The 24538-nt window shown below is 64.1% G+C and carries 21 protein-coding genes; 11 read left to right on the plus strand and 10 right to left on the minus strand.

All coding sequences use genetic code 11. The features are described from left to right. Position 1: 1 nt before the first annotated feature. Both HYN69_RS15000 and greA read right to left on the minus strand, forming a co-directional pair. Complete coding sequence (locus HYN69_RS15000) at positions 2-1021, minus strand: hypothetical protein (RefSeq protein WP_108436447.1); 1020 nt, start codon at positions 1019-1021, stop codon at positions 2-4. Between the two features lie 12 nt (positions 1022-1033). Next, on the minus strand, positions 1034-1504 hold the full coding sequence (gene greA, locus HYN69_RS15005) for a transcription elongation factor GreA (protein WP_108437246.1): 471 nt from the start codon (positions 1502-1504) through the stop codon (positions 1034-1036). Between the two features lie 295 nt (positions 1505-1799). On the opposite strand from greA, the gene HYN69_RS15010 reads away from it, so the two are divergent. From HYN69_RS15010 to HYN69_RS15020, 3 genes are all read left to right on the plus strand, one after another. Continuing rightward, positions 1800-3449: an electron transfer flavoprotein-ubiquinone oxidoreductase gene (locus HYN69_RS15010; protein WP_108436448.1), complete on the plus strand. Its 1650-nt coding sequence runs from the start codon at positions 1800-1802 to the stop codon at positions 3447-3449. A gap of 188 nt (positions 3450-3637) precedes the next feature. Further along, positions 3638-5350, plus strand: coding sequence for a tetratricopeptide repeat protein (locus HYN69_RS15015; RefSeq protein ID WP_108436449.1), 1713 nt, complete (start codon positions 3638-3640; stop codon positions 5348-5350). After that, positions 5340-6170, plus strand: a complete 831-nt coding sequence (locus HYN69_RS15020; RefSeq protein WP_108437247.1) for a 4-(cytidine 5'-diphospho)-2-C-methyl-D-erythritol kinase — start codon at positions 5340-5342, stop codon at positions 6168-6170. The genes HYN69_RS15015 and HYN69_RS15020 overlap by 11 nt, the downstream gene beginning before the upstream one ends. Here HYN69_RS15020 and HYN69_RS15025 read toward each other — a convergent pair. Beyond that, positions 6167-7510: a hypothetical protein gene (locus tag HYN69_RS15025; RefSeq protein WP_108436450.1), complete on the minus strand. Its 1344-nt coding sequence runs from the start codon at positions 7508-7510 to the stop codon at positions 6167-6169. The two genes, HYN69_RS15020 and HYN69_RS15025, sit on opposite strands and share 4 nt — an antisense overlap. A gap of 68 nt (positions 7511-7578) precedes the next feature. Further along, a complete protein-coding gene (locus HYN69_RS15030; protein ID WP_108436451.1) occupies positions 7579-8580 on the minus strand; it encodes a polyprenyl synthetase family protein in 1002 nt (333 codons plus the stop codon). A 50-nt stretch (positions 8581-8630) separates the two neighbouring features. On the opposite strand from HYN69_RS15030, the gene HYN69_RS15035 reads away from it, so the two are divergent. From HYN69_RS15035 to HYN69_RS15045, 3 genes are all read left to right on the plus strand, one after another. After that, the gene (locus HYN69_RS15035; RefSeq protein WP_108436452.1) at positions 8631-8849 is read left to right on the plus strand and encodes a putative signal transducing protein; all 219 of its coding nucleotides are present in this window, start codon (positions 8631-8633) and stop codon (positions 8847-8849) included. Continuing rightward, positions 8846-9607 (plus strand): tRNA1(Val) (adenine(37)-N6)-methyltransferase, encoded by a 762-nt coding sequence (locus tag HYN69_RS15040; RefSeq protein ID WP_108436453.1) that lies wholly within the window; start codon positions 8846-8848, stop codon positions 9605-9607. Before HYN69_RS15035 ends, HYN69_RS15040 begins: the two co-directional genes overlap by 4 nt. Positions 9608-9706: 99 nt before the next feature. Further along, the gene (locus HYN69_RS15045) at positions 9707-9871 is read left to right on the plus strand and encodes a DUF465 domain-containing protein (RefSeq protein WP_108436454.1); all 165 of its coding nucleotides are present in this window, start codon (positions 9707-9709) and stop codon (positions 9869-9871) included. A 13-nt stretch (positions 9872-9884) separates the two neighbouring features. Here HYN69_RS15045 and yddG read toward each other — a convergent pair whose 3' ends face one another. The 4 genes from yddG to HYN69_RS15065 all read right to left on the minus strand — a co-directional run bounded on the left by yddG (position 9885) and on the right by HYN69_RS15065 (position 13888). Continuing rightward, positions 9885-10745 carry an aromatic amino acid exporter YddG gene (yddG, locus tag HYN69_RS15050; RefSeq protein ID WP_108436455.1) on the minus strand — a complete coding sequence of 287 codons (861 nt, stop codon included), beginning with the start codon at positions 10743-10745 and terminating at the stop codon, positions 9885-9887. A gap of 179 nt (positions 10746-10924) precedes the next feature. After that, positions 10925-11650 (minus strand): acetoacetyl-CoA reductase, encoded by a 726-nt coding sequence (gene phbB / locus HYN69_RS15055; RefSeq protein ID WP_108436456.1) that lies wholly within the window; start codon positions 11648-11650, stop codon positions 10925-10927. A gap of 112 nt (positions 11651-11762) precedes the next feature. Beyond that, positions 11763-12938 carry an acetyl-CoA C-acetyltransferase gene (locus HYN69_RS15060; RefSeq protein ID WP_108436457.1) on the minus strand — a complete coding sequence of 392 codons (1176 nt, stop codon included), beginning with the start codon at positions 12936-12938 and terminating at the stop codon, positions 11763-11765. Positions 12939-13081: 143 nt separating this feature from the next. Beyond that, positions 13082-13888 (minus strand): cobalamin B12-binding domain-containing protein, encoded by an 807-nt coding sequence (locus HYN69_RS15065; RefSeq protein ID WP_108436458.1) that lies wholly within the window; start codon positions 13886-13888, stop codon positions 13082-13084. Positions 13889-14148: 260 nt separating this feature from the next. Between HYN69_RS15065 and HYN69_RS15070 the strand changes: the two genes are divergently transcribed. Genes HYN69_RS15070 through rsgA form a run of 3 tightly spaced genes read left to right on the plus strand, consistent with a single transcriptional unit; the run spans position 14149 to position 16851 of the window. Continuing rightward, entirely contained in the window at positions 14149-14595 is a 447-nt protein-coding gene (locus tag HYN69_RS15070; protein WP_108436459.1) for a hypothetical protein, read from the plus strand. Between the two features lie 22 nt (positions 14596-14617). Then, positions 14618-15787: an extracellular catalytic domain type 1 short-chain-length polyhydroxyalkanoate depolymerase gene (locus HYN69_RS15075; RefSeq protein WP_108436460.1), complete on the plus strand. Its 1170-nt coding sequence runs from the start codon at positions 14618-14620 to the stop codon at positions 15785-15787. 59 nt (positions 15788-15846) lie between these two features. Further along, positions 15847-16851: a ribosome small subunit-dependent GTPase A gene (gene rsgA, locus HYN69_RS15080; protein ID WP_230426435.1), complete on the plus strand. Its 1005-nt coding sequence runs from the start codon at positions 15847-15849 to the stop codon at positions 16849-16851. Positions 16852-16904: 53 nt separating this feature from the next. On the opposite strand, the gene HYN69_RS15085 is transcribed toward rsgA, so the two are convergent. Both HYN69_RS15085 and HYN69_RS15090 read right to left on the minus strand, forming a co-directional pair. After that, positions 16905-20717 carry a beta strand repeat-containing protein gene (locus tag HYN69_RS15085; protein ID WP_159082493.1) on the minus strand — a complete coding sequence of 1271 codons (3813 nt, stop codon included), beginning with the start codon at positions 20715-20717 and terminating at the stop codon, positions 16905-16907. Positions 20718-21212: 495 nt separating this feature from the next. After that, positions 21213-22541: a serine hydroxymethyltransferase gene (locus HYN69_RS15090; RefSeq protein WP_108436463.1), complete on the minus strand. Its 1329-nt coding sequence runs from the start codon at positions 22539-22541 to the stop codon at positions 21213-21215. A gap of 113 nt (positions 22542-22654) precedes the next feature. On the opposite strand from HYN69_RS15090, the gene HYN69_RS15095 reads away from it, so the two are divergent. Then, the gene (locus HYN69_RS15095) at positions 22655-23539 is read left to right on the plus strand and encodes a LysR family transcriptional regulator (RefSeq protein ID WP_108436464.1); all 885 of its coding nucleotides are present in this window, start codon (positions 22655-22657) and stop codon (positions 23537-23539) included. A 28-nt stretch (positions 23540-23567) separates the two neighbouring features. Next, the gene (locus tag HYN69_RS15100; protein ID WP_108436465.1) at positions 23568-24470 is read left to right on the plus strand and encodes a DMT family transporter; all 903 of its coding nucleotides are present in this window, start codon (positions 23568-23570) and stop codon (positions 24468-24470) included. Positions 24471-24538: the final 68 nt, after the last annotated feature.

The raw sequence follows: 24538 nt of genomic DNA on the forward strand, positions 1-24538 counted from the left end.
GTCAGTCGAACGTGCCTGTCACCCGACCGAACAGCATGAAGGCCCGCGCCGTGCGCGTGTCTCCCAACTCGGCCAGATCCGCATCCGAAGCGTTCGGCTCGACCTCCTGGAACACTTTGTCAAAGGTCCGCAGGAAATGATGGCCGGCGTCGCGGAACACGGGGTCTTCCCGCATCCGCGCCGCGGTCAGTGCCAGCGACGAGCGGTCGCGGATGCCGCCAAGCGCCGCGATGCCGCGCCCGCGTTCACCGCCTGCGAACCGGCGCCAGAACTCGGGCCGTGCCCGCTCGGGGCGCAGATCGTCCATGTAGATGCCTTCCTGCGACAGCAGGGTCAGCACGTCCTGCGCCGCCCGCACCAGACGGGCGGCGTTGCGGTCCTCCAGCGCCAGACGCAGGGCGCGGAACCCGCCCTTGTCATCCGGCCCCTCGGGGAAATTCATCGCGCGGATGAAATCGGCAATTCCCAGCGGAGAGCGCAAATCTTCTGCCGGAGTGCCCAGCGCCAGACCGGGCTGTTCCTCGCCCGCCGCAGCCCGCGCCGGAACCATCGCCGCCTTGCGATCGGCCGAAGGCACGGTCAGCGTCGCATCGCGCCGCGTCTGGAACGACGCCAGCGCAAAGCCTGCCTCTTTGGTCACGGCCGCAATCTCGTCAAGCCGCTGTTCGACGACGGGCCTGATCGACGCCGCCGACTGCTGGCTGACCAGAAAGGCGTTGCGCATCGCATCGACTGTGGATTGCAGTCGTGCCGCCTCGGCCCGCAGCACCCTGACGGACCGCAGCGTCGTGATCGCGGCCCAGATCAGCGCAAGCGGCAGGAACACCACCAGAAGCGTCATCACCAGCCCGAGAAATCCGCCATCATCGGCCTGTGGCGAAACGATCGCATAGGCGACGACCGCAATGACCCAGACCACCGCAAGCCCCGCTGCGACCAACTCGGTCGCGCCCAGACCCGAAGGCTCTCCGCCCTGCAGGAACACGCCGATGCCCGGCTCGGGTCTTTCGCCTTGGGTCATGTGCCGCCCCGATCAGACGTAACGGATACTCAGGATCTCATAGCTTTTCTGCCCGCCGGGGGTTTTCACCTCGACGCTGTCGCCTTCGTCCTTGCCGATCAGGGCACGGGCCAGCGGCGACCGGATATTGAGCAACCCGCGCTCGATATCGGCCTCGGCTTCGCCCACGATCTGAAAGGTCTTTTCCTCGTCGCTGTCTTCATCGACGATTGTGACGGTCGCGCCGAATTTGATCGCGCCCGACAGTTTCGACGGGTCGATCACCTCGGCCAGCGATACAAGCGCCTCGAGTTCCTTTATCCGGCCCTCGATGAAAGACTGCTTTTCGCGGGCGGCATGGTATTCGGCGTTTTCCGACAGGTCGCCGTGTTCCCGCGCCTCCGAAATAGCCCGGATTACCGCAGGACGCTCGACTGACTTCAGCGTCTTCAACTCTTCGTCCAGCGCGGTGAATCCCCCGCGCGTCATCGGAATTTTTTCCATGGTCTCCAACACAATAAAAAGGAAGCCACGGTCCCGATAAGGGGAGCGTGGCATACCGCAGCTTTTGACTACCAGACCCGACCAAGACCACAATTGCAAGGGGTCGCTCCACCGCAATCGTCGCGCAACGCGGGTTGTTCCTCCGGCAACGGCTGGCATGCGCCACGATGCCGTATTGCGACATCGGAATGCCGCGTCCTGATTGACCCTGTCGCGCACGATGGGCTAGGGAACGGCAGCAAATGTCGCAACTTTATTGCGCGCCGCGTTGGCACTGGCAAAAGGAAGCTCTGGAATGACCGAGATCGTCCGCGAATCCATGGAATACGACGTGGTGATCGTCGGCGGTGGCCCCGCAGGGCTTTCGGCCGCGATCCGCCTCAAGCAACTCGACGCCAACCTTTCGGTCGTGGTGCTGGAAAAGGGGTCCGAGGTCGGCGCGCATATCCTGTCGGGTGCGGTGCTCGACCCTTCGGGTCTCGACGCGCTGATCCCCGACTGGAAATCGCGCGGCGCGCCGATCCAGACCGAAGTTGTCGAAGACAACTTCTACATCCTCGGCCCCGCAGGTCAGGTCCGCATCCCGAACTGGCCGATGCCGCCCCTGATGAACAACCACGGCAATTACATCGTCTCGATGGCCAACGTCTGCCGCTGGATGGCTGGGCAGGCCGAAGAGCTTGGCGTTGAAATTTTCCCCGGCATGGCTGCAAGCCAACTGGTCTATGAAGGCGACCGCGTCAAAGGTGTCGTCGCAGGCGAATTCGGCCTCGACCCCGAAACCGGTAAACCGGGCCCCTCCTACGAACCCGGCATGGAGCTGCACGGTAAATACGTCTTCCTGTCCGAAGGCGTGCGTGGGTCGCTCTCAAAAGAGGTCATCGCGAAATACGACCTGTCCAAAGGCCACTGCCCGCAGAAATTCGGCCTCGGAATGAAGGAAATCTGGGAGATCGACCCCGCCAAGCACAAACTCGGCACCGTCACCCACACCATGGGCTGGCCGCTCGGGTCCAACGCAGGCGGCGGATCGTTCATCTACCACCTTGAAAACAATCAGGTCTATGTCGGCTTCGTGGTCCACCTGAACTACGAAAACCCCTACCTCTACCCCTACATGGAATTCCAGCGCTTCAAGCACCACCCGATGGTCGCCGAACTGCTGAAAGGCGGCAAACGCATCGCCTACGGCGCCCGCGCGATCAGCGAAGGCGGCTGGCAGTCCATCCCCAAGATGGTAGCGCCCGGCGTGGCGCTTCTGGGCTGCTCGGCAGGCCTCGTGAACGTGCCCCGCATCAAGGGCAACCACAACGCCATGCTTTCGGGCAAGGCCGCCGCCGAAGCGGCATTTGCCGCGCTGCAAGCGGGCCGCATGGGCGACGAATTGACCGAGTATGAGACCGAAGTGCGCGGCGGTGCCATCGGGCGCGACCTGAAAAAGGTCCGCAACGTCAAACCGCTCTGGTCGAAATACGGTCTCGTCGCCTCGCTCATGGGTGGCGGCATCGACATGTGGACCAACACGCTCGGCTTTTCGCTTTTCGGCACCGTCAAGCATGGCAAATCCGACGCCGCTGCAACGGGTCTGGCCAAGAACCACAAGCCCATCGACTACCCCAAGCCCGATGGCAAACTGTCCTTCGACCGCCTGACCAACGTCGCCTTCAGCTTCACCAACCACGACGAGGCGCAACCCGCCCACCTCAAACTGCGCGACGCCTCGGTTCCCATCGCGGTCAACCTGCCGAAATACGCCGAACCGGCGCAACGCTACTGCCCCGCAGGCGTCTACGAAGTCGTGTCGGAAGAGGGCAAAGACCCCCGCTTCGTCATCAACTTCCAGAACTGCGTCCATTGCAAAACCTGCGACATCAAGGACCCCTCGCAGAACATCGTCTGGACCACGCCCCAGGGGGGTGGCGGTCCGAACTATCCCAACATGTGACGCCCCCTTCCCTGACGCGGCTTTCGGCGCGCCCCTCCAAGGGCGCGCCGTCGTTTTCTGCAGCAAACTCCGCCCTTCCCCTGACAATCGCGCGATCAGGCCCAAAGCCGGGCAGCTTTCCTGCCCCGCCCGATTGCCTTGGCCCCACATCGGCCCTAGCCTTACATCGAGCAAGCCCCGGAGACGCCATGCCCTTCCGCCTTAACCGCCCGCTTTTCGCGCTGGCACTGGCCGCCCTGACCCTGCCCGCGGCGGCACAAGACGGGCCCCGATCCGAAAACGCCGGTGCCTATCTGGCCGCGCGCGTCGCAGCCACCGAAAACGATTACCGCGAAGCCGCCGCATGGTATGATCGCCTGCTCCAAACCACACCTGACGCAGCAGCGATGCTCGACGGTGCGATCATCGCCAACCTCGGCCTTGGCGACATTCCGAAAGCCGCCGATCTGGCCAACCGGCTCGTCGCGGCACAGGGCAACTCGCAGGTCGCATGGCTCGCCCTGATCGCCGACAAGGCGCAAAAGGAAGATTACGCCGGTCTCATCGCCGACCAGAAGGCCGGGCGCAGCGCGGGAAAATTGCTCGACGGTCTGGTGCTCGCCTGGGCCGAGCTTGGCAATGGCGACATGACCGATGCGCTGGCGGGCTTTGACGCCATGGCCAAAACCCCCGGCCTCGAAGCCTTTGGCCTGTATCACAAGGCCCTCGCCCTCGCCTCGGCGGGCGATTTCGAAGGGGCAGACGCCATCCTGTCGGGCCGCACGTCCGGCGCGATCTCGATGATGCGGCGCGGCGTGATCGCGCATATGCAAATCCTGTCGCAACTCGAACGCAACGCCGATGCGCTGGCCCTGCTCGACCGCACTTTCGGAACCGAAGCCGATCCGCAGATCGACAGCCTGCGAAGCCGCCTGAAAGCGGGCGAGGTTGTGCCCTTCGATATCGTGGCCACCGCCCGCGATGGCATAGGCGAAGTGTTCTTCACCCTCGCGGCCGCCCTTCGCGGCGAAGCCGATGACGGCTTCACCCTGCTTTACACGCGCATCACCGCCTATCTTCGACCCGATCACGGCGAAGCGGTGCTCCTGTCTGCGGGCCTGCTCGACCAGTTGGGCCAACCCGCCCTGGCCGAGGAAACCTACGCCAAGATCCTGCCCGACAGCCCCAGCTACCACATAGCCGAAATAGGCCGCGCGGAATCGCTTCTGGCACAGGACAAGACCGAGGCCGCAATCGAAGTGCTGCAATCGCTCGCCCGCAGCCACGGCAACCTTTTCGGTGTGCAAACCGCGCTCGGCGATGCGCTGCGCCGTCAGGAACGTTTCGCCGAGGCAATCCCCGCCTATGACGCCGCGATCAAGCTGGTGGGCACGCCCGAACGCCGCCATTGGCCGCTGTTTTACAGCAGGGGCATCTGCCACGAGCGGGTCAGTGACTTCAAAGCCTTCGAGGCCGATCTGCGACGGGCGCTCACCCTCGAACCCGACCAGCCGCAAGTGTTGAACTACCTTGGTTACAGCTTCATAGACCGCGGCGAAAATCTCGACGAGGCGTTGACGATGATAAAGACCGCCGTCGCGAAACAGCCCGACGCGGGCTATATCATAGACAGCCTCGCTTGGGCCTATTTCCGCCTTGGTCGCTACGAAGATGCGGTCGAACCGATGGAAAAGGCATCTCTGCTCGAACCTGTCGATCCGATCGTGACCGACCATTTGGGCGATGTCTACTGGGCCGTCGGCCGCCAGCGCGAGGCAAAGTTCCAGTGGCACCGCGCGCTGTCCTTCGACCCCGAGGAGAAAGAGGCAACCCGCATCCGTGCCAAGCTGGAAAAGGGCCTCGACGCCGTGCTGGCCGCCGAAGGAGCGCAACCGTTGACCGATCTGGCGGATGGTAACTGAATTCGCGCCGGCCAAGATAAACCTCGCGCTGCACATCACGGGGCAGCGCGCCGATGGCTATCACCTGCTCGACAGTCTTGTCGTGTTTGCCGATGCCGGCGACCGCGTCACGGTCGAGACAAGCGACGCGCTGACGCTGGCAATCACCGGCCCGCAATCGGCGCGGCTTGTCGCGGAGGACGATAACCTGTGCCTGCGCGCGGCGCGGGCCATGGGCATCACGGCGGCAATCGCGCTGGAAAAACACCTGCCCGTCGCGTCAGGCATAGGCGGCGGCTCGTCCGATGCGGCGGCCACCCTTCGCGCCTTGTCGCGCCTGTCGGGCAAGCCCCTTCCCGAACCCGCAGCCGTGCTTCAACTCGGCGCAGACGTGCCTGTTTGCCTGACCGGGCGCCCCGCCCGCATGTCGGGCATAGGCGAGACGGTCACCCCCCTGCCCCACGCCCTGCCGCCCGCATGGCTTTTGCTGGTCAACCCCGGCGCAGGTGTCTCGACCCCGCAGGTATTCAAGGCCCTGACCCGTCGCGACAATGCTCCGCTGCAGGCAGTGCCACGGTTGGCAAACACCGCCGAACTCGCCGCTTGGGTCGCCATGCAGCGCAACGACCTAGAGCCGCCAGCCCTGACTTTGCTGCCCCAAATCGCCCGCGTCAAAGCCGCCCTCAGCGCGCAACAAGGCTGCCTTCTTGCCCGCATGTCAGGATCGGGCGCCACCTGCTTCGGGCTGTTCTCCGACCCGCTGACCGCCCATGCGGCTGCCGCGGCCATCAGATCGGTCCAGCCCGATTGGTGGGTCGCGCCTGGCCGGATGCTCGACTAATCGCGCCTTGCCACGATCACCGCGCCCGAGGTCGCGACGATGTGCAGACCCGCCCGTTCGATCAGGCGGCTAAGGTCGCGAACCGACTGGCCACGGTCATGCAACGCCGCAGGTTTGGTTTCGACCACCAACACCGCGCACCGCGCCAATGCAACCGCATCCCGACCCAGCAGATCGACCTCGCCGCCTTCCAGATCGCACAGCAGCGCAAAGGTCCCCTCGATGCCCTGCGATGCCAGAATATCGCCAAGCCCTGCGTCACGGCCCGCGACAGTCACGCGTTGCCCAAGGGCGACCCGGCGGCGCAGCGCCGCCTCAGCCACACCGTATGGCCCCCCCAGCAGGATCACAGGCCCTTCGGACGGCAGCCATGCGTCAAGCATCGCGCGCAGGTTCTGCCGGTAGGTTCCGGCCTGCATGGCAACCCGCACCGAAACAGGCGCATCGGCAGGCACACGGAACGGCATCCCGTCGATGCGGCATCCCATCGCCACAGGAACGACACCCAGCACCGCCAAAGGCCCCTGCATCAGCGCCATCAAGGCGTCGACGACTGGAATCCTCCACCCGCCCCGCACCTGACGGGCCAGTACCAGACGCGCAAGCCACGTCCATATGCTTTGGCGCCCCAGTTCAAGCCAGGTGATCGGCGTCCGCACCGTCCGCCGCGCAAAGGCCCTGCGATACTTGCGCTCCAGCGCATCGCGGGCCGCGACGAAAGACCCGTCGATCTTGCCGCGCCCCAGATGCTCGACATGGAAATCGACCACCCATGCCGTCCGGCCCCGCACCATGGCCTGCAAGACAAGGTCGGTCGCGTAAAGATGGAAACCGCCCAGATCGTGCGAAAACCCGAGCAGCGCATCGCGGCGCAGGATCAGCAGGTTTTCATCCAGCGAAACGGCCTGACGCGCAGGCACATCGCCTATCGGCGCCACAAGATCACTTTCGGTAAGCGTCCGCAGATAGTCCCATTGCGTCGGATCAAAACCCGCATTGCCCGCCACCGCCCAATCCGGAGCAGTCCGGTCAAGTTCGGCCAGCACCCCGTCCAACCGCTCGATCCGGTCCACCGCCAGCACATCCTGATGCACCAAAAGAACGATCCGCCCACGCGCGGCGGCGATCATCCGGTTCAAGCCGCGATAGCCGTCCGCCCGGTTTCCGGCCGTGTTGTCGGCATAAAGGTATTCGCAACGGTCAGGCGCAAAGCCTGCTTCGATGAACGAGGCGGCCATTCGGCCGTAAAGCGCGTGGTCTGTCACCAGCGAGCAAATGGAATAGTCGATGTCGGGTGCAGGCAGGCTGCCGATTTCGCGCAGAAATTCAAACTGCGGCATCGCACGGCCCCGCCATGCCTAGAATGCCGGATTGTGGGAAGACCGATGCCAAGCGTTCCAATGCACCCTCACGCGATACGCGCCACCACATAATCCGCCAGTTCGTCGAGCATCCCGCGCAGCGGATGGTCGGGCAAGACGCCAAGCGCCGACCGCGCCCGTGCGACCCAGTCCAAAGCCTCGGCCCGCGCCGCTTCCATCGAACCGGCCTTCGCCATCAGCGCCTTGGCGTGGTCGAGATCGCCCTCGCGCTGGTCGCCCTTTTCGATCACGCGCACCCAGAACGCCCGCTCCTCGGCATCGGCCTTGGCCACCGCCTTGATCACCGGCAGGGTCAACTTGCGCTCGCGGAAATCGTCGCCGGTATTCTTGCCGATCGCCGCATCGGTCCCGCCGTAATCCAGCAGATCATCGACGATCTGGAACGCGATCCCCAAGGCATCGCCATAATCGCGCAACGCCACCACCTGCGCCTCGGGTACACCCGCGATCACCGCGCCAACCTCGGTCGCTGCGGCGAACAGCGCTGCCGTCTTGCCCCGCACGACCGTCAGATAGATCGCTTCCGTCGTCGCCAGATCCTGCGCCGCGGTCAGTTGCAACACCTCGCCTTCGGCGATCACCGCGGACGCATTGGCAAGGATATCCATCACCCGCAGCGAATCCGTCTCGACCATCAACTGGAACGACCGCGCGAACAGATAGTCGCCGACCAGCACGCTTGATTTATTGTCCCACAAAAGGTTCGCCGTCGGTCGCCCGCGACGCCGCTGGCTTTCGTCGACCACGTCGTCATGCAAAAGCGTGGCGGTGTGGATGAACTCGACCGTCGCGGCCAGCTTGATGTGATTGTCGCCATCGTAGCCACACAGCCGCGCCGCAGCCAGCGTCAGCATGGGGCGCAGACGCTTGCCGCCCGCCTCGACCAGATGCGCCGTGACTTGCGGAATACGGGGGGCGTGCTCGCTTGCCATCCGCGCCGCGATCAGCGCATTTACCGCCGCCATGTCGCTTGCCAGCCATGCGGCCAGCCTGTCATGCGGCTTTTGCGAAACGTCATCCAAACCCATCGTCCTCCGACCTCTCGACACATGGGCCACAACGCCCTTAAGTCTATCGCATGAAAGAACTTCTGCGAAGCACAGACCCCACGATCATCGCCTATGCCTCGGCCCTTCTTGCGGGCGAGGGTATAGAGGTATTCGAGCTTGACGTCCACATGAGCATCCTTGACGGATCGCTTGGCATCTTGCCGCGCCGCCTGATGGTGCGCGACGCCGATCACTTCATGGCGAACGCCGTCCTGCGCGACCTCGATATCCCGACCGGCCTGCCATGACCTTCCCCGAAGATGCCCTGACCGACGACAAATTCCTGACGGGCCGCCTGCGCCTGCTGCAACCGGCGCAAGGCTACCGCGCCGCGACCGATCCGGTGCTTCTTGCCGCCGCTTGCCCCGCAACCGCAGGGCAATCGGTACTTGACCTTGGCTGTGGCGCAGGGGCGGCGGCCCTTTGCCTCGCCGCCCGCGTGCCCGGCCTGTCGCTTGCAGGGTTGGAGTTGCAACCCGAATATGCCGCCCTCGCCCGCCGCAACGCCGCCCGCAACGGCATCGCGATGCAGATCGAAACTGGCGATATCACAGCCATCCCCGCCGAGCTGAGGCGCGGCTTCGACCATGTCATCGCCAACCCGCCCTATTACCCCGCCGCAGGTTCGCCCTCGCCGGTCAAACTGCGCGACACGGCGCTGCGCGTCGAAACGCCCCTCGCCGCATGGGTCGCCGCCGCAGCCACCCGTCTGAACCCAGGCGGCTGGCTGACGATGATCTTTTCCACCCCAAACCTGCCCGAGGCGCTTGGCGCGCTTGCCCCCAAACTCGGCTCTCCGCTGGTATTGCCGCTCGCCCCGCGTCTGGGCCGCGAAGCGCCTCGGCTTATCCTGCGTGCGCGCAAAACCGGACGCGCCGCCTTTCGCCTGCTGCCGCCCTTTGTGCTGCATGAAGGCGCCGCGCATGACGGAGACCGTGAAAACTATACGCCCGAGGCCAATGCCGTCCTGCGCGACGGCGCCAGTCTGTCGGCTGCGTTCCGCTGATTCCCTAAATGTGTCCAAAAGTCTGTACGACATTTCCGTGACACGACTCACTTTCCGTGGTGCACTGTTCCTATCTGAAACCAACTCAGGAGGACGACTATGACGATTGCTTCGCATCTGCAGGAACTGCGCCGGAAGCATGAAAGCCTCTCCGATCTGGTCGAACGCGAGCAGCGTAGCCCCGGCTCTGACGCCATGCGGATTGCCGAGCTGAAAAAGCAGAAGCTCAAGCTCAAGGAAGAAATGAACCGCCTTTCGAACTAAGGCACGTCACGGCCTAACGGCCTCCGGCGCTGGCCTTTGCCGCCAGCGCCGCACCGCCTGTGATCAGCACGGCCGCCGCAAGGATGGTCCATGATGCCGAAGTGACCCCCGCCGCGATCAGCGCCAATGTCGACAAAAGCGGCGCAGCATAGGACGCCACGCCAAGAAGCTGGATATCGCCCTTTTTCATTCCGATATCCCACGTGAAGAACGCGGCCCCCACCGGCCCGATCCCCAGCGCCAGCACGGAAAGCCAACCATAGGCGCCTACAGGCCAGACAGTCTCTTCGATCCAGAAATGCACCGCCAGCGACAGCACGGCCGTCCCCAGACAATAGACCGTGACGCTTTCGGTCGGCACATCGCCCAGACGCCGCGACAGCGTCGAATACCCCGCCCAGACCAGCGCGCACAGAAACCCGAGCCCAAGCCCAAGCCCCGTCGCCGCCCCGCCCGCCTCTCGCCCCAGTACGATCAGCGCGGCACCGGCAAAGGCCACCACCGCCCCCACCAAAGCGAGCGGCCTCAACTTCTCGCCCGGCAAAAGCCCCGCGAACAGCACCAGAAACAGTGGCCATAAATAGGCCATCAGCCCCGTTTCGGCAGCCGGTGCGATACGGAAGGCGGTGAAGTAAAGCGCGTGGTAACCGAACAGACCGACGATCCCGAAGGCATAGACCCGCCACGAAATCCCGCGCAGACGGTCCAACCCGTTGCGCAGCGTCCAGACCAGCCCGAGCATCCCGCCGATCCCGAAGGTCAGCGCGTTCAGCAAGAACGGCGGCACAGGCGCCGACCCGATGGTAAACAGCGCCAGCAGCGACCACATCAGCACCGCCGAAAACCCGATAGCCGTTGCGCGCGCCGATGTCATCGCTCTCTCCGTTTGCGCGGCACTCTAGGTGCCCGACACACCGAACGGAAGCCAAGCAAGCGGTTTCTGACGCAGAAACCGCGCCGGAATTTGACGCAAATTCCAGAGCCCACCGGCACGCACCCGATTTTTGCGTCAAAAATCGACGCGGAATTTGCGTCAAATTCCGCGCCGCGATGTCAGACGAAGAACTGCCCGCCATTGGCCGAAATCGTCGAACCGGTGATAAAGCCCGCATCGTCGGATGCAAGGAACACGACCGTCCGCGCGATCTCCGAAGGCTCGCCCAGACGCCCCACCGGAATTTGCGGAATGATCCGCTCGTTCAGCACCTTTTCATCGATCGCCTTGACCATTTCGGTCGCGATGTAACCGGGGCAGATCGCGTTGACGGTGATACCCGCCCGCGCGCCTTCCTGCGCCAGCGCCTTGGTGAACCCGAGGTCACCCGACTTGGCGGCAGAATAGTTCGCCTGCCCCGCCTGCCCCTTTTGTCCGTTGATCGAACTGATGTTGATCACCCGCCCGAACTTGCGGTCGCGCATCCCGCCCCACAACGGATGGGTCATGTTGAACAGACCCGTCAGGTTGGTGTCGATGACCTCTTTCCACATCTGGGGCGTCATCTTGTGAAACATCGCATCCCGCGTGATGCCTGCGTTGTTCACCAGCACGTCCACCGGCCCAACCTCGGCCTCGACGCGGGCCACACCCGCGACGCATTCGTCGTAATCCGCGACAGACCATTTAAAGGTCGGAATACCCGTTTCGGCCGTGAAAGCCTGCGCTGCGGCATCATTGCCAGCGTAATTCGCCGCAACCTTGTATCCAGCCGCTTGCAGAGCCACCGAAATCGCAGCGCCAATACCGCGCGAACCGCCCGTAACCAATGCCACCCGTGCCATTCTTTCCTCCCTGAAAGATCAAAGCGTTTGAAATAGTGTTATCCATATGAAAACGGGCGCGCAACATTATTGCGCGCCCCATTTGCAATTGCGGCATTGCGCCTGCAGAAAATCAGGCGCGTTCCAGACACATTGCAACACCCATGCCGCCGCCGATGCACAGGGTCGCAAGGCCCTTTTTGGCCCCGCGGCGCCCCATCTCGTGCAGAAGCGTGTTCAGGATGCGCGCACCCGAAGCGCCGATCGGGTGGCCAATCGCAATCGCGCCGCCGTTCACGTTCACGATCGACGGATCCCAGCCCATGTCCTTGTTCACCGCACAGGCCTGCGCTGCAAACGCCTCGTTCGCTTCGACCAGATCGAGGTCGCCGACCTTCCAGCCCGCCTTGTCCAGCGCCTTGCGGCTGGCATGGATCGGGCCGACCCCCATGATCGACGGGTCCAGACCTGCGGTCGCATAAGATGCGATCCGCGCCAAGGGCGTCAGCCCCCGACGTGTCGCTTCGTCTGCGGTCATCACCATCACTGCCGCCGCGCCATCGTTCAGGCCGCTGGCATTGGCTGCCGTCACCGACCCGTCCTTGACAAAGGCAGGGCGCAGTTTCTGCATCGATTCAAGCGTCGCGCCGTGGCGGATGTATTCGTCGGCATCGACCACGATGTCGCCCTTGCGGGTCTTCACCACGAATGCGGCGATCTCGTCCTTGAACTTGCCCGCCTTCTGGGCGGCTTCGGCCTTCAGCTGGCTTTGCAGCGCGAATTCATCCTGCATCTCGCGCGAGATCTGCCACTGGTTTGCGACGTTCTCGGCGGTCTGGCCCATGTGATAGCCGTAAAACGCATCCCACAGCCCATCACGAATCATCGAATCGATAAAGTTCAGATCGCCCATTTTCTGGCCAGCCCGCAGATGCGCGACATGGGGCGACAGCGACATGCTTTCCTGACCACCGGCGATGATGATCTTTGCATCGCCCAGTTGCACATGCTGTGCAGCCAAAGCCACAGCCCGCAAGCCCGAGCCGCACACCTGGTTCAGCGACCAGGCGCTCGCCTCTTTCGGCAGACCGGCCTTGATATGGGCCTGACGCGCGGGGTTCTGGCCTTGCCCTGCGGTCAAGACCTGACCAAGGATCGTCTCTTCGACCTCGGCCTTGTCGATGCCTGCGCGCGACACGACGGCTTCGATCACGGCAGCCCCCAGATCATGCGCCGGTGTCGCGGCAAAAGCCCCGTTGAAACTGCCAACCGCCGTCCGAGCTGCGGAAACGATTACCACATTGGTCATTTCTTGAATCCTCTCTCCCGAAATTCCGGCGCAAGGATTGTTACGCCGCTTTGCAGCATGGCTAGACAAGCAGTTCTGCAAAAGCAACGGGAGTCTTTCGCACCTGTCCGCTCAGTCCCACTCGGTCCCGTGACGATGCGCGATCAGGCCACAGGCAAATGCGACATGCGCTCAAGCTCGGCCGCCGCCGCCTCGAAGCCGATGGCAACGCTATCGGCCCCGCTGATTCCGATCATATCGATATCTTCCGGATCGATATGCCCGCAGACAAGGATGCGCGACGCGGGCATCGACAGCTTGATCGCCACCAAAAGCCGCGTCAGCGACGCAAGCGACCGCTTGCCGCTTGCCGAAATTCCCACAAGGCGGGGCTGCGTGGCGGCCAGTTCATCGACCAGCCGGTTATGGCCCAGCCCCAGCAGCAGATGAATGTTCCAGCCCTTGGTCCGCAGCAATTCGGCAGCCATCGCCACACCAAGCGTGTGGTCCTCTCCGGGGACCGAAACAAAGGTCGCCGTCCGCGCTTCGATCAAGGGCGGCACTGGCGTGTTGCGGCGCAGGCTTCGCATCAGCGCATAGATCCGCCCCACGGCCACCGTGACCTGCAAGAAGGACACGCGGTCCTGATCCCACATCTCTCCCAGCCGCGACGCGGCCACCGCAAGATAGGACAGGCAGATCACGTCCTGCGCGATCCCCCGCGCCTGTGCATGCAGCACAAAATCGGACGCGGCCTGACGGTCATCAGACAAAAGCGCCGTGCACAGCGCCTCGATTTCGCAAGCGGGTGCCGGAATGGCGGGTTGCAGCGGGCTTTGGCGGGCGACCCGTTCCAGAACCTCTTGTGCCAGAATACGCAGCGCATCTTCGGGCAGCTTGTGGCGCGCGCCTTCGACCGCGCTCAATGCGCGATTCAGCAATTCTGCGCTGATCGGATCGGATGCGTTCATAGTCGGTCCCCCACAGCTTGCGCCCGCCCGCGCGTCCTTCTCCGGGACAGATCGGTATGCAGCCGCATGCACAATGTTAGCGGAACCTGCCGACGCGGCAAGCCGAACGATCAACGAATTCCGGAACCGACTGACCAGTTTGGAAAAACATAGGGTTTTTCACGTCATGGCGCAGTGCCGATGCGGAACAGAACAGGCCTCCGAACGGTTCGACACCCAAGCACGGCCCTGCCTTGCACCGAATCAAAAGGGCGACACAGATGACCGACACCGACAATCTGACCGCCGAGGCGCTCGACGCCGAAGACTATCTTCTCGACAGCATGGGCGATGCCATCACCCTGTGGGAAGCCCTGCGCCACCCGACCTTGACCGACCGGTTCGCCCGTTTCGAAGCCCTGCGCGGGGGTGACACCTGGGCCGCGCGTGAAAGTACCGCGCAGCTTGTCGAATATTTCCAGAACGCGACAGAAGCATCCGATGCCCCCGCCGAGTCTCTGGCAGAGCTTTTCCTGATCCACTGCACCAACGCCGCAGATACCGTCGCAGGGGAAGAAGCCGAAGACGCGTTTCTCGAATGCCTGATCGCCTACGAACTCTTGCCCGAAGCGGGCGAGCATCTGGCGGCGCTCGACATCGCCGAAGACGATGAGAAACCCGAAATAGAGGGCAAGCTGAAAGCCCTGCGCGACCGCCGAGACGCGTGACCGCCCCCAGAATGGAGCCCCTATGCCTGACGATTTCGCCACGGCGATGAACCGTGCGCGCGACCTTGTGCGCGCCGGAAAACCGCAAGAAGCCACCCGCCTGATCCAGGCCACCCTCACCGCGCAGCCCGCGCTCGACGCAACGCCCGATCCGGTGACCCATCCGCGTCCGGCCCCCCCGCGCAACCGCAAACCGCGGATCGATCCGTCGCAGATCGACGAAGCGGAACTTGCCACGGCAAAGCCAGACCGGAAACGCCGCCCGCTTGGCGACGTGATTTCAGGGCTGACGAAGAACCGGCCCGACAGCCCCAAAGCCCGCGCCACCACAACCGCTATCGACCTTGCGGCAGGCGCCCGGTTTGACTGGCGCCGTCTCGAAACCCCGCAGGGAAGCCGCGACTACCGCCTTTACGTCCCCTCGGCTTTTCCTGACGGGCCGCAGGGCCTCATCCTCATGCTGCACGGCTGCACCCAAAGCCCCGATGATTTCGCCGCTGGCACCGCCATGAACGTCCACGCGGAACGGCACGGGCTGCTTTTGGCCTACCCCGCCCAGACCCGCAGCGACAACGCACAATCCTGCTGGAACTGGTTCCGCCCTGCCGACCAGATGCGCGACCGTAGCGAACCCGCGGTTCTCGCCGCGATCGCCCGCGCCCTTTGCTCGGAATTTTCCGTTCCTGCCGACCGCATCTTCGTGGCGGGCCTTTCCGCAGGCGGGGCAATGGCGGCGATCCTTGGCCAGACCTACCCAGACCTGTTTTCGGCCACCGCCATCCACTCGGGCCTCGCCGCTGGATCGGCCACAGATGTCGTCTCGGCCTTTGCGGCCATGCGCGGCGATGCAACCGTCCCTGCGCGCGGCAACCGCCCCGTGCGGACCATCACCTTCCACGGCAGTGCCGACACCACGGTCCACCCTGACAACAGCGCGCAGATCATGGCGCTTGCCCGCCAGACCGCCGAAGAACCGCTTTTCACCACGGGCACGGCCAACGGGCGCTTCTTCACCCGCAGCCAGACCTTCGCGCCGGATGGCACCGTGCAGACCGAGCATTGGGAAATTTCGGGCACAGGCCACGCATGGTCGGGCGGATCGCCAGCCGGCAGCTATACCGACCCCAAAGGCCCCGACGCCTCGGCTCTGGCGGTCGGCTTTTTTCTTGGCCACGCGGCAGAAGGCACATAATCCTTGCATCCCGACTGCCCCGCCGTCATGCACGACCTGTGATACCGCTGGATGACCCCTTGCTTTCTTCCCTTGGCTGGTCGGCTTTCTTCGCCGACCAGACCGATGCGGGTGACGCTGCATTGGTTCCTGCCCGCATCGCCACCGTCCACCGCGCCCGCATCTCGGCCTTCACAACCGCAGGCAGCGTGCGGCTTTCGCTGCCGGTCAAGCTGAACACCGCCGATTACGCCGTGGGCGACTGGGTTCTGATCGAGCCTGAAACCTACCTCGTCACACGCCGCCTCGACCGCCGCAGCCTTTTGCAGCGTCGCACCGAAGGCGCCAAATTCCAGCAACTTATCGCCGCCAACGTCGATACGCTGTTCATCGTCACCTCCTGCAACGATGACTTCAACCCCGCCCGCCTGGAACGTTATCTGGCACTCTGCAACGAGGCCGGAACCACGCCCGTCATCGTGCTGACCAAGATCGACCAGACCGACACGCCAGACCGATTCCTGCGCGAAGCCGCAAGCCTGCAACGCGACCTTCAGGTCGTGGCGCTGAACGCCAAATCGCCCGACGCCGCCACAGCCCTGGTTCCGTGGTGCGGTCCGGGCCAGACCGTGGCGTTGGTCGGATCGTCGGGCGTCGGCAAATCCACCCTGCTCAACACCCTCGCCGGTCTCGACGGTGACGGGGCGCAGGCCACCGGTGGCATCCGCGAAACCGACGACAAGGGCCGCCACACCACCACCTCCCGCTCGCTCCACCGCATTACTGGCGGTGGCTGGTGCATCGACACCCCCGGCATGCGGACGCTGCACGTCAGCGACGTGGCAGCCGGACTCGACGTGCTGTTCGCCGAGATCATCGAACTCGCACCCTTATGTCGCTTTCGCGATTGCACCCACGCGCATGAACCGGGCTGCGCGGTGCAGGCCGCGATCAAGGCCGGAACGCTGGAACAGGCCCGCCTCGACCGCTGGCGCAAGCTGTCGGATGAAAACCGCGACAACACGCCCGTCCTGACGGGGCCGCGCGGCAACAAGATAGACCCCTCGCGCCGCAACCGTCGCTGAACGGCAAAGGGCCGCAGGTTTCCCTGCGGCCCTTGCCTTGGCGTCAAACGCCCTCAGAACAACAGAGTGTTGTCATAGGTCAGCATCGACTCGGTGAAGCCGACGAGTTTGATCGACCCGCCCTCCATCGAAACTCTTCCGGTGAAATCACCGACCGATTGGTCGAGCAACTGGTTATCCGCAAGATCGGCTTTGGCTTGGTCCAGATCGTTGTAGTACAGCGTCAGATCGACAAGATCGTTGTCGCTGGTGTCGAAGTTATCCATCAGGCCGGACCCGGCGCCGAAGTCGCCGATATCCATATGTCCGCCTACGACAAAGACGAAGACATCCGCCCCGTCACCGCCGAACAGCGTATCCTGTCCGCTGCCGCCGGTCAGGGTATCGGCATCCAGCCCGCCGAACAGCAGATCGTTGCCATCGTCACCCGACAGGTTGTCGGCATCGTCGCCACCGAACAGCGTGTCATTTCCGGCACCCCCGAAAAGCTCGTCGATGTTGTTGACTGTCGATGCATCGGGGGTGTTCAGATCGTCGTCGGCTGCCGCGAAGGGATCGTTGCCGTCTGCCGCACCGCCCACCAGCAGGTCGTCGCCGTCACCGCCCGAGATGAAATCGCGACCCTCGCCACCGATGATGGTGTCGTTGCCTTCGTCACCCGAAATGAAATCCGAGTCGATGCCGCCATCGATCGAGTCGTCCCCGCTTCCGCCATTGATGATATCGGAATCGTCGCCTGTCCGGATCGTGTCGTTCCCGGCGCCGCCATTGACGAAATCGGCATCGTCGAACTGGAACGGATCGGCGACCTGCACAGTGGCAATCCCGATGTCAGGCCCGCCAATTCCCGGTTCGGACGTAACGATCACATCGCTGCCATCCCCGCCTTCGACGGAATCCGCCCCGTTGCCGGTCTGGATGATGTCGTCGCCCGACCCTGCATTGATGGTGTCATCACCCGCCGTGGCGGTGACGATCGCATCGCCCACACCAAACAGCAGGTTTTCGATTCCGGAGAACACGGCAGTGCCGCCCGCAGCAGTCAGCACACCGGACCCGGTGCCGGTAAAGGTGATCGTCACCGGCCCGAGGCCCGAAGCATCCAGCGTGTCGCCGGCAGTTTCGCCAAGATCGCCACCGAACAGGGTGTCATTGCCGAACACACCAGTCAGAACGATGGTGTCGTCCCCGTCACCGCCGAACACGCGGTCATTGCCTGCGCCGGCATTGATGACGTCGTCACCCGACAACCCGTTGACCGTGTCGTTCACTCCGTCGGTGCCGTCGATCTGGCTGCCCGTGGCATCCACATAGCCCGCTCCGATAAGGTCATCGCCTGCGGTTCCGTTGACCGGCCGGTCGTTCAGCAGCACGGTTTCGATGCTGTTGAAGGTAAAGGTGACAATCGCCCCGTCCGCAGTGGTGTATTGCCCCGTTCCCGAGGTGCCGTCTGCCGGGTTGAAGATGACGCTCGCACCGTTGACGTTGGTCAGATCCAGCGTATCGGCCCCGTCGCCACCCAGGATGACGGCCGCGCCGCCGGTCGTGATGGCAGGGTTGAAGATGAAGCTGTCACCACCTGCGCCACCGTCGGCTGTGTCGCCCGCAGTCAGGATCAGCCGGTCATCGCCGGCTCCGGCCAGCAGCGTATCGGCCCCTGTGCCACCAACCAGAACGTCGTTGCCATCGCCCCCCGTCAAGCTGTCGTTGCCACCGCCGCCCAGGATCGTGTCATTGCCAGCCCCGCCATTCAGCGTGTCGGCGGCCCCGTCGTCCGACCCGACAGGCGGGGTCAACGTCTGGTTTGCCGGATCGGTGATACCCGCCACATCGAAGCCGGTGATGTAATCGTCGCCGTCATCGCCAAAGACCAGATCGGCGCCGTCATGCCCCTCGATCACGTCATTGTCCGCGCCGCCATAGATCGTGTCGTTGCCGACCTCACCGCTTAATATGTCACTGCCGCTATCGCCAAACAGCGTGTCCTGACCTTCGCCCCCGACCAACATGTCGTTGCCCGCGCCGCCCGTCAGCAGGTCATTCCCGGCCTCGCCATAAAGCGAATCCTGACCGTCGCCGCCGAACAGCGCATCGTTGCCGTTGGCGCCCGAAAGGCCGTCGTTGCCCGCACCGGCTGACAGGACATCGTCGCCATCCTCGCCGTGCAAGCTGTCGTTGCCGTCATCGCCCTGAAGCTGGTCGTTTCCGGTGCCGCCGATCAGCAGGTCATTGCCCGCGCCACCAGCCAGCAGGTCATTCCCGGCCTCGCCATAAAGCGAATCCTGACCGTCGCCGCCGAACAGCGAATCGTTGCCGTTGGCGCCCGAAAGACCGTCGTTGCCCGCACCGGCTGACAGGACATCCTCGCCATCCTCGCCGTGCAAGCTGTCGTTGCCGTCATCGCCCTGAAGCTGGTCGTTTCCGGTGCCGCCGACCAATACGTCATTGCCCGCGCCACCAGCCAGCGAGTCGTTTCCGGCTTCGCCGAACAGCGAATCCTGACCGTCGCCACCCGACAGCGTATCGTTGCCGTTGCCTCCCACGACGACGTCATCGCCCGCTCCCGCGGATGCGACATCCTCGCCATCCTCGCCATACAAGCTGTCGTTGCCGTCATCGCCATTCAGCAGGTCGTTTCCGGTGCCGCCGACCAATACGTCATTGCCCGCGCCACCAGCCAGCGAGTCGTTTCCGGCTTCGCCGAACAGCGAATCCTGACCGTCGCCGCCGCCTAGCGTGTCGTCTCCAATGCCGCCAAACAGCGTATCGTTGCCGGTACCGCCCTGCACAAGGTCATGTCCCGACCCGCCGAACTGGCGGTCGTTGCCATTGTCGCCATAGATCGAGTCGTTGCCGTCCTCGCCATAAATCAGGTCGTCACCGTCGCCACCGCCGATGACATCACCGTCCGCCGTGCCGGTCGTCGTATTGACCAGCCGCACATTATCGAGCAGCACGCCCAGCGTATTGTTCTGCCAGAATGACTCGGCGAATGTCAGCCGGTCCATTCCGCCGGTTCCGGTCACAGTCAGGGTAAAGGTCTGCCATCCGCTGCCCGACGGGGTCACGCAAGCGATCTCGCACCCGTTCCACAAGACGATCACGACGTCGCAAACTCCGTTGCGCTGGGCGGCGCTGAAGGTCAGGGTATAGGTCTGTCCTTGGTCGGTTTTCACGTCCTGCCAGATCGAGTCGATTGCATGTTCCGTATCGATCTCTAGGAAGTTGTTGCCGTCAGCCGCAATGCGGCCTTCCTTGCCGCTGCCCCAGGTCTCGAAATATCCGGCAGCGCTGCACCAGCCGGTCTGCTGGTTGAACTGGATGTCGCCAGCCGCCACGCCGGCCTCGAAGCTGCCGTTGACGATCAGATTGTTGTCTGCCGCATCGTCGCCATAGATCGTGTCGTTTCCGGTCCCACCAAGCAACGTGTCGCTGCCCGCGCCGCCTTCCATGAAATCGTTGCCTTCGTCGCCCTGCGCGTGGTCATTGCCGGCACCGCCATAAAGATCGTCATTGCCGCCCTCTCCCGTCAACACGTCGTTGCCAGCGCCGCCGTCCAGACTGTCATTGCCCGCCGTGCCGGAAATCCCGTCGTTGCCCGCGCCGCCGAAGGCCAGCACGCTGCCGCCGCTGGTCGCGTTATATCCAGCGGCGTCGTCGATCGCATCGTCGCCATCGCCCCCGAAAACCGTGTCCCGGCCCGAGCCGTAAAGCAGCAGGTCATTGCCGGTGCCACCATCGACAAGGTCGTTACCCGCCCCCGCGTTTACGGTGTCGTTTCCGGCGCCGGCATAGATCGTATCCGCCCAGGAGGACCCGTTGATCGTATTGTTGCCGCTGCCGCCGTAGGTTGCAAAAAGGGTCATGTCACTCGTTCCTGTCACTGGGTCGCGCCGCAACTGCGGCGATGGATGTCTCGCGTAAAGCCCGCCCCTGCTGGGGCGACCACGGATTGTCATGCGATGGGAAGGGTGCCTTCTCGCGGCCACTGGCAGCCAAACAGAACCTTTGCACCCTCTGCAGGGCGCGGGTCGTCCGCAATGCCATCTTTACCCCTTACCACACACTGGACGTTGCCTCGATGCGCCCACCGAAACCTGCCCCGTCGGGGCAAAGCCGCGTCCCTTGCGGCACAGAATCCTCAAGGCTTGCAGTAAATCAACGACTTTCTGATAGTCGTACTGACTTTTTCCTTAACCGACCCACACCAAAGGATGCGAAAGCCCCCCCGCCCTACGCCACATCTAGGGGCGCCGTGCAACCACAGGTTATGCGGCCCATGGATCGTGGCAGCAGGCCAAGCGGTGCGGCGCAAGCATCGACCTGCCGGGTTAAGCCCTTGGATTACACGGTTTCGTGACCTACAGGCCCCGCATGAAATGCAGCCCCCGGAACATCGCCCGCATGTCGCGCACCCGCGCCGCAACGGCCGCCGGATCATTGCCGCGCAACCCTTCGGCGATCAGTGCGGCCAAGGCTGGTGTATGCGCAACAGACACACCCCGCCGCACCAGTTCGGGCGTTCCGATCCGCAAACCGTTCAGATCACCGTCCACAGGGGCAATCGGCAAACCTATCCCGCAGGCCAGAAACCCCGCCTTGCGAAGCGCCTTCGAAGCCGCCTGCCCGCCGCCGAAACCGGCCGCCTCTATCGCGAACTGGTGGCTTTGCGTCATCCCGCGATCTGCACCGAACACCGGCAGACCCAGTTTTGCCAGCTCTGCCGCCAAAGCGCGCGACACATCGACCATCGCCTGTGCATAGGCCCGCCCATGCGCCCGCCAATCCAGAAGCGTTATCGCCAGCGCCGCCGACTTTCCCGCGTCGAAGTTCGCGGTCATCCCCGGATAGGCTATCGCATCCAGCCGCTTCGCGATTGCGGCCTCGCGCGTCACGATCAAGCCGCCTGCTGGCCCGCCAAGGCTTTTATAGGTGCTCATCGTCATCAGATGCGCGCCCTCGTCCAGCGGGTTCGCCCAGACACCGCCTGCGATGATCCCGCATTGATGCGCGGCGTCGAACAGCACGAAAGCCCCCACCTCGTCGGCAATCGCGCGCACCTCGCGCACCGGATGGGCAAACAGGTTCAGCGACCCGCCGATGGTGATGATCTTTGGCCGCACCCGCAGCGCCAGATCGCGCAGCGCCGTCAGGTCCACCGTATAGCCGTCGGCATCGACGGGGGCCGAATGCGTCACCAGCCCGTAAAGCCCCGCGCAGCCGTCTGCATGGTGCGTGACATGCCCGCCCACCGCTGGCGGCGGCGCGATGATCGCATCGCCGGGCTTCGCCAGCGCCATGAAACCGTAAAGGTTCGCCAAGGCCCCCGAACCCACCCGTATCTCGGCATGGCTTGCCCCGAAAACCTCGGCCGCCAGTTCGGCGGCAATCACCTCGATTTCCTCGATCGCCTCCAGCCCCATTTCGTACTTGTCACCCGGATAGCCAAGCGAAGGCCGCGACCCCAACCCGCGCCCCAGCGCCGCCTCGGCCCGCGGATTCATCACATTGGTCGCAGGATTCAGGTTGAAACACTCGTCATCATGGATCGACAGGTTCGCCTGTATCAAACCTTCGATCCGCGCATCCACCACCGCATCCGAAGTGGCAGCCACCGCACCTGCGACCGAGGCGATCAGGTCTTCGCAGACGGCAGGTACCCAGTCACGGCGCGTCAGATGGGCTGTCATGGTGTGGCTCCTTCGATGTCTGGCCTTTATTCTCTGGCACGACCCAAACAAACCCCGGCCTTGCGCGCAAATCAGTTTTGCGAAATTCTAGCCTTAGAAAAAATGAGGCTCCATTGCCCGTCACACCGCCGCGCCCCAAAGACCTGCCCCTCACCGCGCTTCGTGCCTTCGAGGCTGCGGCACGTCTGGGCAGCTTTGCCCTTGCCGCAGCCGAACTTGGCGTCACGGCAGGCGCGATCACGGCCCATGTGAAAACATTGGAGGCCACCCTTGGCGCAACGCTGTTCCAGCGCACGCCGCGTGGCGTACGGCTGACAGCCCTTGGCCAGACGGCACTTCCCGGCTTTACCGAAGCCTTCGATGCGCTCGGCCAAGCCGCGCAATCCCTGCGCAGCGCCGCCGCCCCGCGCAGGGTCCATATCGCGACGCTTCCGGCCATCGCCCAACTTTGGCTCTCGCCCCGCCTGCCTGCCCTGCGCGCGGCAGCGCCCGACATCGAAATCTCGATCACAGCGCTGGAACATCCGCCGAACCTCAAACGCACGCCCTATGACCTGTCGCTGTTCTACGGCGCCGACCCGCAGGGCATGCTTTCCGAAGACGTCATCTTTCCGGTCTGTGCCCCCGCCCTTGCCCGGCGCCTGAAGCACCCCGCCGACCTTGCCACCGTTCCCTGCCTGTCGGATGCGGTCTGGTCGGACGACTGGGCGCACTGGCTTGGCGCGGCCGGGGAAACCTTCGTTCCGCGTGGCCCGGTCTTTTCGCTCTACGCCCTCGCGGTCGAGGAAACCGTGAATGGCGCAGGTGTCCTCGTCGGCCATGCCGACCTTGTCGCGGGCCACTTGAAACGCGGCACGCTGGTTGCGCCCTTCGCCCTTGGCGTCACCTTGCCACGCCACCTGCGGCTTTGGTCCGAACGCCCGCTACCCGCCGGATCGGCGGCCCGGCGGACCGCCGACTGGCTGCGCACCCTTGGCACCGCCGCCCTTACACCCTAGCGTCGCGCAAACCCGAACCGGACGTCCAATGACCCAGCCCCCCAGCCGCAAACCCCGCCCCGTCATCGGCGTGGGGCTCATGCTTCTCGCCATGATGATCCTGCCGTTCCTCGACGTGGTGGCAAAGACGCTCGGGCGGCAGGATATGCCGATCATCCAGATCGTCTGGGCGCGTATGGCGTTCGGAGCCCTGTTGACCCTGCCCTTCGTTCTGCGGATCGGCGGCAGCGCCGCCCTGCTTCCCGACCGACCATGGTATCACACCCTGCGCGCGGGGCTCCTGATCCTCGCCACCTTCTTCTTTTTCTTCGCCCTGAAATTCCTGCCCATCGCCGATGCGCTGGCGATCTTCTTCGTGCAGCCGCTCGTCGTCACCGCGCTCTCGCCGCTGGTTCTTCGCGAAAAGGTCGGCCCCCGTCGCTGGAGCGCCGTGGCCATCGGCTTCATCGGTACGCTGATCATCATCCGCCCCGGCTTTGCCGAGGTAAACCCCGGCACCTTCCTTGCACTCGGGGCCGGAACCTGCCTTGCGCTCTACTTCCTCATGACGCGCCGGATCTCGGGCCAGACCCATGCCGTCATCACCACCTTCCACACCAGCCTGATCGGCACGGCCCTTACCAGCGCCTTTGCCCTTTTCGTCTGGCAATCGCCTTCGCCGTCGCAATGGGGGCTTTTGCTGCTCATCGGGCTGATCGCGACCGTGGGCCATTTCCTGATCGTCCGCGCCTACGACCATGCCGAGGCATCGCTTCTCGCGCCCCTCGCGTATACCGAGATCATCATGGCGACCTTTGCCGGATGGTGGTTCTTCGGCGATTTCCCCGATGGCTGGACCTTTGTCGGCGTGGCGGTCCTGATATCTTGCGCCATCTATATCTCGCTGCGCGAACGCACGAAGAAACCGCCCCTCAGCCCCGAAGCGGCCTAGGCGTTTTCTGACGCAGAAAACGCGTCAAATCCTGACGCAGGATTTGCGCCCCGCCCGACCGGCGCACC

This window comes from Gemmobacter aquarius (assembly GCF_003060865.1).
Lineage (GTDB): Bacteria > Pseudomonadota > Alphaproteobacteria > Rhodobacterales > Rhodobacteraceae > Paragemmobacter > Paragemmobacter aquarius.